This window comes from Bifidobacterium sp. LH_417, assembly GCF_056357035.1.
This window is the reverse complement of record NZ_JBKEVI010000021.1, coordinates 1-12,297: the sequence shown is the minus strand read 5'-3', so window position 1 is coordinate 12,297 and position 12,297 is coordinate 1. Positions and strand designations below refer to the sequence as shown.

General features: G+C 61.3%; 10 protein-coding genes, 4 tRNA genes and 1 pseudogene. 4 read left to right on the top strand and 11 right to left on the bottom strand.

The genetic code is table 11. From position 1 onward, the window contains the following. Nucleotides 1-35 precede the first annotated feature (35 nt). The 10 genes and pseudogenes from AC1AYR_RS10260 to AC1AYR_RS10215 all read right to left on the bottom strand — a co-directional run. Nucleotides 36-1,310: pseudogene (locus tag AC1AYR_RS10260) on the bottom strand (Na+/H+ antiporter NhaA); the annotation flags it as partial. Nucleotides 1,311-1,385: 75 nt separating this feature from the next. Next, nucleotides 1,386-1,459, bottom strand: a tRNA-Arg gene (locus tag AC1AYR_RS10255). A 32-nt stretch (nt 1,460-1,491) separates the two neighbouring features. After that, nucleotides 1,492-1,568 (bottom strand) — tRNA-Arg (locus AC1AYR_RS10250). 45 nt (nt 1,569-1,613) lie between these two features. Then, nucleotides 1,614-1,687, bottom strand: a tRNA-Arg gene (locus AC1AYR_RS10245). Between the two features lie 32 nt (nt 1,688-1,719). Continuing rightward, a tRNA-Arg gene (locus AC1AYR_RS10240) sits at nt 1,720-1,796 on the bottom strand. 71 nt (nt 1,797-1,867) lie between these two features. Continuing rightward, nucleotides 1,868-3,232, bottom strand: a complete 1,365-nt coding sequence (gene clpX, locus AC1AYR_RS10235; protein ID WP_034529983.1) for an ATP-dependent Clp protease ATP-binding subunit ClpX — start codon at nt 3,230-3,232, stop codon at nt 1,868-1,870. 105 nt (nt 3,233-3,337) lie between these two features. Further along, nucleotides 3,338-4,039: an ATP-dependent Clp protease proteolytic subunit gene (locus tag AC1AYR_RS10230; protein WP_034529984.1), complete on the bottom strand. Its 702-nt coding sequence runs from the start codon at nt 4,037-4,039 to the stop codon at nt 3,338-3,340. Nucleotides 4,040-4,044: 5 nt separating this feature from the next. Next, nucleotides 4,045-4,659, bottom strand: coding sequence for an ATP-dependent Clp protease proteolytic subunit (locus tag AC1AYR_RS10225; RefSeq protein WP_101623121.1), 615 nt, complete (start codon nt 4,657-4,659; stop codon nt 4,045-4,047). 177 nt (nt 4,660-4,836) lie between these two features. Continuing rightward, complete coding sequence (locus AC1AYR_RS10220; RefSeq protein WP_034529986.1) at nt 4,837-8,277, bottom strand: DEAD/DEAH box helicase family protein; 3,441 nt, start codon at nt 8,275-8,277, stop codon at nt 4,837-4,839. A 94-nt stretch (nt 8,278-8,371) separates the two neighbouring features. Continuing rightward, nucleotides 8,372-9,661, bottom strand: coding sequence for an ATP-binding protein (locus tag AC1AYR_RS10215; RefSeq protein WP_034529987.1), 1,290 nt, complete (start codon nt 9,659-9,661; stop codon nt 8,372-8,374). 251 nt (nt 9,662-9,912) lie between these two features. Here AC1AYR_RS10215 and AC1AYR_RS10210 point away from each other — a divergent pair, with 251 nt between their 5' ends. From AC1AYR_RS10210 to AC1AYR_RS10195, 4 genes are all read left to right on the top strand, one after another. Next, nucleotides 9,913-10,347 (top strand): EndoU domain-containing protein, encoded by a 435-nt coding sequence (locus tag AC1AYR_RS10210; RefSeq protein WP_084686249.1) that lies wholly within the window; start codon nt 9,913-9,915, stop codon nt 10,345-10,347. After that, complete coding sequence (locus AC1AYR_RS10205) at nt 10,271-10,648, top strand: hypothetical protein (RefSeq protein ID WP_034529988.1); 378 nt, start codon at nt 10,271-10,273, stop codon at nt 10,646-10,648. Before AC1AYR_RS10210 ends, AC1AYR_RS10205 begins: the two co-directional genes overlap by 77 nt. A 341-nt stretch (nt 10,649-10,989) precedes the next feature. Continuing rightward, nucleotides 10,990-11,316, top strand: coding sequence for a helix-turn-helix domain-containing protein (locus tag AC1AYR_RS10200; protein WP_034529989.1), 327 nt, complete (start codon nt 10,990-10,992; stop codon nt 11,314-11,316). Then, nucleotides 11,313-11,906: an ImmA/IrrE family metallo-endopeptidase gene (locus AC1AYR_RS10195; RefSeq protein WP_084686251.1), complete on the top strand. Its 594-nt coding sequence runs from the start codon at nt 11,313-11,315 to the stop codon at nt 11,904-11,906. Before AC1AYR_RS10200 ends, AC1AYR_RS10195 begins: the two co-directional genes overlap by 4 nt. A gap of 168 nt (nt 11,907-12,074) precedes the next feature. Here AC1AYR_RS10195 and AC1AYR_RS10190 read toward each other — a convergent pair. After that, on the bottom strand, nt 12,075-12,297 hold a 223-nt coding region (locus AC1AYR_RS10190; protein WP_476555171.1), incomplete at its 5' end, for a hypothetical protein.

The window sequence follows — 12,297 nt, the reverse complement described above, 5'->3', positions numbered from 1 at the left end:
TGATTCTAACGCGCGACGGCCGCATGTCAGACGCGCGACGCAGCCTCGCGTTCGTAGCGTTTCGACTGGCGGCTCAGCAGCACGCCGGAGATCGCGGCGGCGATGAGCGAGCCGACGAGCACGCCGAAGCGCGCCTCGGCGGACAGTTCCGGATTGTCGTAGGCGAGGGAGGCGATGAGGAACGCGACGGTGAAGCCGATGCCGCACGCGCATGCGGCGGGGAACATGTCGCGCACGCGCAGCCCCTTCGCCATCTTCAGGCCGAACAGGTGCGTGGACAGCCATGCGGTGGCCATGATGCCGAGCGGCTTGCCGACGACGAGCGCGACGATCAGCGCGATGACGATCGGCGAGAGCATGAGCGCGGGCGTGAGCGATTCGAAGTGCACGCCGGTGGCGAACAGGGCGAACACGGGCAGGGCAAGCAGCGCGGAGAACGGCTGGAGTTTGCCCGCGTACCGGTCGGCGCGGGGCGTCGATTCGCCGTGCACCTCACGCGCGGGGGTGAGCAGGCCGACGAGCACGCCGGCGAGCGTCGGGTGCACGCCCGCCTCGAACATCATCACCCAGGCGAGGATGCCGACGACGGCGACGAGCGGCCACGGCACGCGCCTCATGCGCACGAGCACGTACCAGACGACGGCGCATGCGGCGATGCCGATGAACCAGTACCATGCGTTGAGCGCGGAGAAGAACACGGCGATGAGGATGATGGCGAGCAGGTCGTCGACGGTGGCGAGCGTCATAAGGAACGCGCGGATCGCGCCGGGCAACGCACGCGCGAAGATGGCGAGCACGGCGAGCGAGAACGCGATGTCGGTGGCGGTGGGTACGGCCCAGCCGCGCGCCATCTCGGCGAACGGGATCTCGCTGCCGGTGGTGGTGAGTACGAGGGAACCGGCCGGTCCGGGACCGTATTGCGCGAGCAGCGCGGTGACGGCCGTGAACAGGATGGGAGGCGTGACCATGCCGCCCACGGCGCATAGCATCGGCACGGCGGCGGCCTTCGGATTGGCGAGCGAGCCGGTGGTGAGCTCCTGCTTCAAGTCGAGACCGACGGTGAGGAAGAAGATGGTGAGCAGACCGTCCTGCGCCCAATGCCCGACCGGCAGGTCGAGGTTGGTGCGCGGCACGGCGATGTGCGTTTCGGCGATGGTTTCGAACATATGGGCGGTGGCCGGTAGGTTCGCGAGGATGAGGCCGAGGAACGCGAAGGAGAGCATGATAAGTCCGGCGAGGCGGTCGGACGCGGCAACGTGGCGGATCGTGCCCCACACTCCCCTGCGGCGTGTATCGTTGCCGTTCGTCATTCGTCCTCCCCTGTGCCGATGCCTGATGCTGATATTGGAAAAGCCCCTGTCACATACGTGAAAGGGGCTTTATCGTGCGCGAGACAGGATTCGAACCTGCGACCTGCTGATCCGTAGTCAGCTGCTCTAATCCGCTGGGCTACTCGCGCATACCGCCTGGTTTACCTCGTGCGGTCCGAGGTGGTGCGCCGGACAGGATTCGAACCTGCGACCTGCTGATCCGTAGTCAGCTGCTCTAATCCGCTGGGCTACCGGCGCATACCGAATCTTCGGTTATCGTGTCACGGTATCACCCGTGACGAGTGCGCGAGACAGGATTCGAACCTGCGACCTGCTGATCCGTAGTCAGCTGCTCTAATCCGCTGGGCTACTCGCGCATACCGCCTGGTTTACCTCGTGCGGTCCGAGGTGGTGCGCGAGACAGGATTCGAACCTGCGACCTGCTGATCCGTAGTCAGCTGCTCTAATCCGCTGGGCTACTCGCGCATGTTGTCTTGCTCAGGCAACTCGACATATATTACCCATCGTCCGCAGATTCGCAAGGTCGGCGTGTCGCACTATGCGGCGCGACGTCGTCTGCCTGTCGTGCGCGACGCGACCGGGTGCAGCTCCTGCGTGTCCACGTTTTCGCTGGAACGCACCATCTTCGGCACACCCGCGCCGGTGACGGACGCCTTGTCGACGATCACCTGCGTCACGTCCGGCATGCTCGGCAGCTGGAACATCGTGTCCTGCAGCGTGCGCTCGATGATGGACCGCAGTCCGCGCGCGCCCGTCCCCTGCCGTATCGCCGTGGCGGCGATGGCGCGGACGGCCTCGCGCGTGAACGCGAGATCGACGCCATCCGCCGCGAACAGCTTCATGTACTGTTTGACGAGCGCGTTGCCCGGTTTGGTGAGTATGGCCGCCAGATCGTCCTCGCCAAGCTCGTCGAGCACGCTGACGACGGGCAGACGGCCGATGAACTCGGGAAGCAGGCCGAATTCGGCGAGGTCGTCGGCGCTCACCTGCGCGAGCAGCTCCTCGTCCGGCACCTGATGGTCGTGCCATGCGGCGCCGAAACCGCTTTCACGCGCGCCGAGACGCGTCTTGATGATGTCCGTAAGACCGACGAACGCGCCGCCGCAGATGAACAGGATGCCTCGCGTGTCGATCTGCACGGTCTCCATGTCGCGGTGCTTGCGTGTTCCCTCGGCAGGGACGGCTGCGACAGTTCCTTCAAGAATCTTGAGCAACGCCTGCTGCACGCCTTCGCCCGACACGTCGCGCGTGATAGACGTGTTCTCGCCGCTCTTGCGCGCGATCTTGTCGATCTCGTCGATGTAGACGATGCCGTGCTCCGCCTTGGACACGTCGCCGTCGGCCGCCTGGATGAGCCGTTGCAGCACGGTCTCGACGTCATCGCCCACATAGCCGGCTTCGGTGAGCGTGGTCGCGTCGGTGATGACGAACGGCACGTTCATCACGCGGGCGAGCGTCTGCGCGAGATACGTTTTGCCGACGCCCGTGGGCCCCAATAGGAGGATGTTCGACTTGGCGACCTCGACGTCGGCGAGCGGGTCGCGACGACGCCCGCGCGCCCGCTCGTGCGTCTCGTCGAGTTCGCCGGCACGTTCCGCAAGCTCCATGTTGACGCGCTTGTAATGGTTGTATACGGCGACGGACAGGGCGCGTTTGGCCGTCTGCTGGCCGACCACGTACTTGTCGAGATACGCGTTGATCTGCACGGGCTTGGGCAGTTGCAGCGCGTTGACCTCGGCGTCCTTGTGCCGTTCCTCGGAGATGATGCCGACGCACAGTTCGATGCACTCGTCGCAGATCGCAGCCCCTTGGCCGGTGACGAGTTTGCGCACCTGATGCTCGGTCTTGCCGCAGAACGTGCACTTCGGCACGTCGTCGTCGTAGCTCACCACATGCCCCATCGCATCTCCTTCACTGTGTCGGCGCGGGTTCCGCCCGTCCTTTTTCGCCGGAAAACAAACAAAAGGCTCCCTTTCCCGTATGGCGGGAAAGGGAGCGCGCCACGCCTACTGGCGGTGTTCGAGCACCTCGTCGACGATGCCGTAGTCCTTGGCCTCGGCGGCCGTGAGGAACGTGTCGACCTCGATATCCTTGGCGATCTTCTCCTGGGACTGGCCGGTGTGCTTGGCGAGCGTCTTCTCAAGCCATTCGCGCATGCGCAGCATCTCACGCGCCTGGATCTCGATCTCCGTGGCCTTGCCGAAGCCCTGGTCGATGGCCGGCTGGTGGATGAGCACGCGCGCGTTCGGCAGCATGAGACGCTTGCCCTTGGTGCCGGCGGCGAGCAGGATCGCGGCGGCGGAGGCGGCCTGGCCGAGGCACACGGTCTGCACGTCCGGCTTGATGTACTGCATCGTGTCGTAGATGGCGGTCATGGCGGTCATCGAACCGCCGGGCGAGTTGATGTACATCATCACGTCGCGGTTCGGATCCTGCGATTCGAGCACGAGCAGCTGCGCCATGATGTCGTCGGCGGAGGTGTCGTCCACCTGCACGCCCATGAAGATGATGCGGTCCTCGAACAGACGCGTGTACGGGTCCTGCCTCTTGAAGCCGTACGGGGTCTTCTCCTCGAACTGCGGCAGGATATAACGGTTCTGCGGCGCGAACGCGGCTTCACGACGCGCGGACGGCATGAAGCCGACGACTCCCGCGGGACCGGCCAGACGGTCGGCGCGCGCGGCGAACTTCGCTTCCTCGGATGCCATGCTGGTCACTCTCCCTTCGTCATCGAATCGTGCGTGGTGATGATCTTGTCCACGAAACCGTACTCCAGCGCCTCGGTGGCGGTGAACCAATGGTCGTACTCGTTATCGCGGTAGATCTCCTCGACCGTGTGGCCGGTCTGTTCGGCGGTCAGCTCGCTCATGGTCTTCTTCATGTCCATGATGAGTTCGGCGTTGATGCGCACGTCGGTGGTGGTGCCGCCGATGCCGCCGGACGGCTGGTGCATGAGCACGCGGGCGTGCGACGTCAGGAAGCGCTTGCCCTTGGTGCCGGAGCTCAGCAGGAACTGGCCCATCGAGGCGCACATGCCGAGGCCCACGGTCGCCACGTCCGGCTCGATGAGCTGCATGGTGTCGTAGATGGCCATGCCGGCGGTGATGGATCCGCCCGGCGAGTTGATGTAGAGCCAGATGTCCTTCTTCGGGTCCTCGGCCGCCAGCATGAGCATCTGCGCGCAGATGCGGTTGGCCATGTCGTCCTTGACCTCTTCACCCATCCAGATGATGCGGTCCTTGAGGAGCCTGTTGAAGATCGGGTCGGCGAATCCGGCGGCCGGTGCGTCGTCGGCCATGACCGGGAGGGTTGCAAGAGTGTTGCTCACCTTATTCTCCATTTCGAATACTGTCATAAACAGTATTCAAGCCTACCGCCTTCAAGCGACGGAGCGGCGCATTTCGCCCGCTTTCGGCTCGACGCGTACAGCCGCGCCGCGACCTCGCCCACCGTCGCGTATCTTCCCGTATGGGCGCGCAATCACTTGGCGCGCACGCGGCTCCCTCTACGCGGCTCCGGGCGCCAGCGCGTTGGACTCCACCTTGCGGATGCACATAATCAGATCCATCGCCTGCGCGGAGTCGAACAGCCTGAAGAGCGGCCGCGGCCTGTCGAACGGCGGTTTGGCGAGCTGCGCCGGATCCAGGTACCCGTTGCGTTCTATATAGTCGATGACCATGTGCAGGAAGCCGATCTGCGCCTGATTGAGCGTATGCGCGTTGATGAAACCGGAGAACGCCTCCATCGCGGCCTCATGGTCGAGTTTGGCGATGCGCCTGACCAGCAGTCCGAACGGCGTGTCGCCATATGCGGCGCGATACTCCTCCTGCGTGCCCAGCAGTTCGACGAGCACGCGTTCGAGTTCACTGTAGTCGTCGGCGGTCAGCGGCTCGTTGCGCCGCAGCTTGCGTATCGTCCCGTCGTCCTTGTGCTCGTTGACGTAGCGGTTGACCTTGAGCTTGTAGTCCTCGTAGTGCTCGGCGATGTCGAACGGCTGGCCTTCGACCCGTTCGACCAACGGATCGGTCAGGTCGGTGATGATGGTGCGGCGTCTGCCGGCGTCCGCGACGAAGCGCACGAGACCGCGCAAGGCGATGCGCACCCGTTCCAGTTCGGTGACGGACATATGGGCGAGACGGTCACCGTCGTTCACGATCCGGGTGATCGGTCCGCGTTGCGCGCTCACCTGCGGGATGGTCATGCGCTCGTTCAGGCGCACGGCGATCGACCGTATCTTCGCCGCACATGCCCCGGCCGGCCGGCCGCCCGCGCAGGAGACCATCATCGCGTACATGAGCGCGTCGAACCGTAGCGCGTACACGTCCGGCTCGTCGTAATGCGCCAATGGCGCCAGTTCGTGCACGAGGTCGTGCACGTCCAGTTCGGTCAGGGAATCGAATGCACCGGCCGCGCGGTATCGTTCCACGAATTCGCGTTTGAGCCGCACCGCGGCCTTGGTTGCGTCCCATGAGCCGATCTGGCCGGTGAGGTCGGCGACCAGATCGCTTCGCCATTGCACGACGTGCGGGTCGGCGGTGAACGCGCTGGATTGGAAGGCCCGCACGAGTTCGGCCTTGCGGGCGAAGACGCGTTCGCTGACGGATGCGGCGAGCTTGTCTTCGACCGGGTTCGTCTGTTCGCGGAAGAACGCGAAGTTGCCGCAGTAGTCGAAGATCTTGAAGCGGCGTTTGCCGATGTATTCGCCGTCGATGCCGTCCACGCAGTCGAGTTCGGGGCTGAGTCGGGTGCCGCGGCCGATCATCTGCCAGAATTTGATTTTCGATCGCACCGGTTTGAAGAACACGAGGTTGACGACGTCGGGCACGTCGACGCCGGTGTCCATCATGTCGACGGATACGGTGATGACGGGCAGCGGCTTGCGTTTGAATTCGGCGATGACGCTGTGCGCGTAGTCGTCGCCGTGCAGCACGGTTTTGATGAAGCCGTGCGCCGACTCCTTGGGATAGCGCGCCGCGTAGCGTTCGGCGATGTAGCGCGCGTGCCGCTGGTTGGCTGCGAAGATGATGGTTTTGCCGAGCCGTTCGCCGCCGTCGGTCTTGATGCCGTTGTCGTGCAGGTCCTCCAGGACGGTGTCCACGGTGGCTGGATTCATCACGTAGGTGTTGATCGCCGAGGCGTCGATGTGCGCGGGCAGGTTCGCCGCATCGTCCAGATCGCCGTTTTCCCCGTCCTCTCCTGCGTCGTCGCCGCCGAAGTCCTCCTCGTAGCGCTCCTTGTCTTCGTCGGACAGGTCGTCGTAGGTGATGCCTTCGTCCATGAATTTGGTTTTGGCTTCGATGTTGACGTATGGCACGAGCACCTTGTCCTTGAGCGCCTGCGCGTACTCGTAGACGTAGGTGGGTACGCCGTGCTGCACATGGAAGAAGTCGTAGGTGTTGCGGTCCACGTCGTTGCGCGGGGTGGCGGTCAGTCCGACCATGAGCGCGTCGAAGTGGTCGAAGATGACCCGGTATTTCCTGAAGATCGACCGGTGCGCCTCGTCGACGATGATGAGGTCGAAGTGGCCTGCGGAGAACGCGGGCTTGCCGCCCGTGCCGGTTTCCGCGTCGATGGCGTTGATCATGGTCTGATAGGTGGAGAACACGACGCGCGCGTCCGTATCGTGCTTGTTGGAGCACAGGTTGCACAGCGACCAGTCGGGGAAGTATTCGCCGTATGCGCTGTGCGCCTGCGCGACGAGTTCGACCCGGTCGGCGAGGAACAGCACGTTCTTGACGAGTCCGGCGCGCATGAGCACGTCGGCGAGCGCGGCGGAGACGCGTGTCTTGCCGGTACCGGTGGCCATGACGAGCAGGCTGCGGCGTTGGCCTTGGTTGAGGTTGTCGCAGACGGCCTGAATGGCTTCGAGCTGGTAGGTGCGGCCGTTGCCGCCGGCGACGGTGAGGTTGACGGGGACGGTGGATGGGTCGATGGCGGTGCGGCGGCGGTCGATGATGCGCTGCAGGTCATCCTGGGCGAAGATCTCGCCGACCTGACGGTAGGAGCCGTGCTCGTCGTCGACGAAGTAGGTGCGGTAGCCGTTGGTGAGGAAGATGAGCGGCCGGTAGCCGAACCTGCGTTCGAGGCAGTCGACGTAGAGGCGTGCCTGTTGGAGTCCTTTGGCGGGATCGTATGCGGTGCGTTTGGCTTCGATGATGGCGAGCGGCTTGCCGTCGCGCCCGTTGAGGAGGTAGTCGATGCGTCCTTGTTGGCCGGGGTGGTCTTCCATGCCGGTGACAGGGTATTCGGTGATGACGTCGCGTTCCATGTTCCAGCCGACCAGTTGCAGGTCGAGGTCGATGAAGCGTGTGCGGGTCTGGTATTCGTCGAATTCGTCAGCGGGGACGTGTTCGACTGCGGGTTGTTCGGCCTTGCGTGCGGCGAGCTGGTCGCTCAGGTCGCGGATGTGTTGTTCGAGTGCGGCGATACGGGCGGTCTGTTCTCCGATCTGCGCTTCGTATTCCCTGCGTGCGGCGTCTTCCTGAGTCTTGCGTTCCTTGGCGGCGAGCGCGCGGCTGACGGCGGGGACCTGTTTGGGGTCGAAGGTGCGTTTGGCGTAGCGGCGGCCGTAGCTGTAGTCGATCCATTGGATGAACGCGAAGAGGATGTTCAGGGAGAACATCGCGTCTTCGGGTTTGAGCTGCGCGTTGCGGTGGGCGGCCATGTTGCCGGCCTTGATGACGTATTGCAGGGATTCCCACAGGTGGTCGTCGGAGAGCGCGTTGCGGAAGGTGGGTTCGTGGACGAGGGATTGCAGGTTGTCCTTGTACGGCGGCCGGATGGTCTCGTCGGCGGCGTACACCCATTTGACGGCGAGTTCGAACGCGCGGCGGGCGGCAAGCGCGCTGATGGTCGGCGACAGCGAAAGCGCGCGTTCGGCTTCGAGGCACGCGTCGGCGAACATCGCGTAGTCGTCCTGGCCTGTCAGAAACGAGAAGTTGGCCATATCCGTCTCCCTCATGCGCTGCGTCGCGGCGATTGTCGTCCGATCAAATCCATCGTACAACGCGCAGGATCGTTGCGTTCGTCCGCGGCGACGGTCAGGCTCCCAGCAGGGTGACGGGAACCACGTATACGCCTTCTTTGGTCGCTCGCGCATATACGCCGTTGCCGACGATGACCATGAGAAACGATGGCTCCCTTTGCTGCGAGTACGGGTTCGCCATGACGGTGTTGCGCACTTTCAGCAGCGAGTCGACGCCTTCCTGCGTCTTGTTTTCGCCGAGTTTGATTTCCACGGCGCCCCATCTGCCGTCTTCGAGTTCGATGATGGCGTCGGCTTCCAGACCCTTGTCGTCGCGGTAGAAAGAGACCTTGGGATGTTCGAGACCGACCCATGCGGATGAGTACACCAGTAGGTCCCGTATGACCAGGTTTTCGAACACATCGCCGAATATCTGCCCGTTGGACAGTAGCCGCATGGGGTTGATGCCCAACGCGGAGACCGCGAGGGAGGGGTCCACGAAATATCGTTTCGGTTTGACCCGCATACGGTTGCGCGCCTTGATCGGCGCATCCCAGCTGGGTAGTTCCTCGATGAGGAATTCGCGGATCAGCATATCCACATAGCCGGTGGTGGTGATGCGGGAAGGTTCGGTGTCCGCGGTCTCGTCATCCGCGTAGAGGTCTCGGCTGAGCGTCTTGATCGTGGCGGCCTTGGCGTTGTTGCGGGCGAGCGACATGATGATGCGTCGCGTCAGGGCGGGGTTCTTGCCCATGCGGGGAGCATTGTCCTCGCAGACGGCTTCCAGATACTGTTGCGGAACGTACAATGCGCTTTCGAGATCGCGGTCGAGGGACGCCGGCCACCCTCCCCGGCATATCCATTCCGCGATCTGCGATAGCGAGACCTGCGTGGCGGATGGCGTGAATTCACCGTCGAACAGTTTGCGCAGCGATACCGCTCCGGTGGACAGTCCCTGCTCGTAGAGGCTCATGGGGCGCATGCGCAGATGCGCGATCCTTCCCGCACCGCTGTGTTCGTACTGACTGAGCGGCGGGGCGCTGGAACCGGTAAGCAAATATTGCCCGGGACGGTTGGACTGCTGGTCGACGGCATGCCGGACCGCGTCGCGCACTGCAGGCACGGTCTGCCATTCGTCGATCAGATGCGGCTGTTCACCGATGAGCGGCATGGTCGGATCGGCTTCGGCCAAGGGGCGAACACGGTAATCGTCAAGGCCGGTGACGCTCTCGGCGTGCGACAACGCACACCACGTCTTCCCGCACCATTTCGCGCCGTCGATCTGCACCGCGCCGAACACGTCGAGTAGCTTGGACACTTGGTCGTCCAACAGACGCGGTCTGTACGAGTCAGGTCGAAGCGTCACACAATCACCTCATTTATCATTTTGTACCGTTTTCGTTATACATTTTACACCAATCGCACTATACATTTTACACCATCCGAAACCGTGATTCCATCCGCACGCAAAGGCCCCTACAGTGCGAAGTAGCGTTGGGCGAGGCTGGCGTAGAGGATGTCAAGACGACAAGGCCCCCATCCTCACTGTTCTGCTTCCGCAAACCCCTCAATCGACAGCCCAAGCGACTCCGATCTGGCGGCCACGGTCAGACATCAATGGAAATCATGGATTTGTACGGCATTGAATACCATGTCGTCGTCACATATCCCAATGGAGTCCGAGCCGGATACGTGCCGAACCATCATTACAAGCCCAAACGAAGCGGCACTCGTCAAACATGGTTCCCTCAGCATTGGAGAGAACACGACATCACCAAGGCCGCCGAGCATGTCATGAAACTGAAAAGTAATCAGAATGCCCCGGACGGACACATCATATGGGGAACATGGCGGAACGTACGCGTCGGCGTCATCAAACGTGGCGGACTTGTCAATACCGTATTCCCCGCAGAGATCCAGCCCAGCCACCTATGGTTAAAAAACAGGAAAGCACGAAAAACTGAGGAGATGCGGCATGTTCGACATCAACAACGTACAAGCGATTATGGCACGATACGATCACATCCATCCGGAGGATTCATATCTGCTTGACCAATACTGGAATGATTTGTCCGGAGCGTTGGTCCAAGACACGAACGGCACCATCCGCTATCTTCTGAACAACGCCACCCCCGAGGAATTGGATAAAATCAGCGAAGTAACAGATGAGCTCGTGGAACGAACCCAAAGCATCGAACTGATCAAAGCGATCAGAACGGCATACTGCAAATATCCGGAAACCCTCAACGATCATCTGCTATTCAGCAATCTCAATCTGTCCATTACCATCGCCCTCAAGGACAAGAAGGCGGCACAACAATTGCTTGCCTGGAAGCCGACCAGGACGGATTGAGCACATGCACAGCAGCACCAATGCCATTCGTATTCAGCTTGTCGACCACAAGAATCACGAAGCTCTGGCAGAAGGATAGGCGGACGAATGGCGGGATATTCGTTCGCCAGCCACATCGGTTACAGGGCGAAGTAGCGTTGGGCGAGGCTGACGTAGAGGGTGTATACGGTCGAACCCCTCGTTGGCCCACGCCCGCAGTGGCCTGCCGCCCAGACAGCAGACCAAGAGGCCTATCGACACCCCAAACCCGAGAGGACGCAATCTCAGCCGACGAACATTGCAGACTTGCCGTTTTGGGAATATGCATTATACTTTTGGTAAAAGCATAGAAGGAGCGAACCATGACAAAAGAATTGGGCGAAAGGATGCTGAAGCTGATGAGGCAGCAGGGGCGAACACAGAAAAAGGTGGCGGAACTGATCGGCACCACGGAGGCCACAATGTCGCGCTATGTCTCAGGCGACCGGGAGCCGAAGGCCGACGTTCTATCAAATATCGCAACAGCACTCCATACGACGTCAGACTATCTACTTGGCCGAGAATCGGAGCAGAATGATCTCGATTCAGCTTACACACTCGTGGCTCGCAACGCGTCCCGACTCACACCGGAACAAAAGCATGCCATTTTGGAAGCGCTGTTTTCCTCGAATACGGAGGACGGAAAATGAACGAGTCACACACCGGTGCCACACTGCCATCATGGCGCTATGAAGAAATCAAGGAAACCATGACCCTTCTGCTGTGGTGTCAGAAAATCACGCATCTGCCAATAAGCGGCTTCGAGATCGCCCGTCGACGGGGAATCAATGTAATCCCCTACTCACATGGCACGGAGGAACTGCGACGCCAATACATGGCCGCCAGTAGCGACGGATTCAACATCACTGACTCCGAAGGGCATAGCACCATCTATTACAACGACGAGATGCCGTATGAACGCATAAATTTCACCATCCTGCATGAAATCGCCCACATTGTGCTCGGACATCAGGAACACAGTGAGCTCGCCGAGAAAGAGGCAAATTTCGCTGCAGGTTTCCTCGCTGCGCCACCGGCCGCCCTCTTCCCGTTCAATCCGCAATCTCCTCTGGAGGTGGAGATGATGTGCCACGTCAGCAGACAAGCAGCGATTCATAGCTTCAGCCGGTACCAGTCATGGAAACGTGTCAAGCAGCATCATCCTCTGACCGATTACGAACAGATGCTGTACGACATGTTCTCCAAAGCAAGGAGGGAAGCGCAAACAACTCCCAAATAATGAAGAGGCGCTCCACGGAGCGCTCGAACGAACCACGAAACACCTCTCCAGAGGATGCATGCATCCTACTTACTGCAATCTGTATTATGCATCATCCTCTGGAGTTCAACAAATCAATACCGCATATCAGCTGAATGCGGAAGTAACTCTGCAAGGAGGAACATATGGTCATACCGCATAACACACGAGCAGGATGCCATGACGTATTCCACGCATCATTGCTTCGTGACGCACGTTATGACAGCTCTCTGGAATTTCCGTGGCTGAAAGCCGAATCAAAAGGGCGCTATTGCTGTTTTCGTGGGTGTCGGTTCGTCGTTGAGCCAGTTCGTCGTTGAGCCGTTGATTCCGTAAGCGTAAGGGGCGTTCCCGCGTATTCTGTTTTCCGACC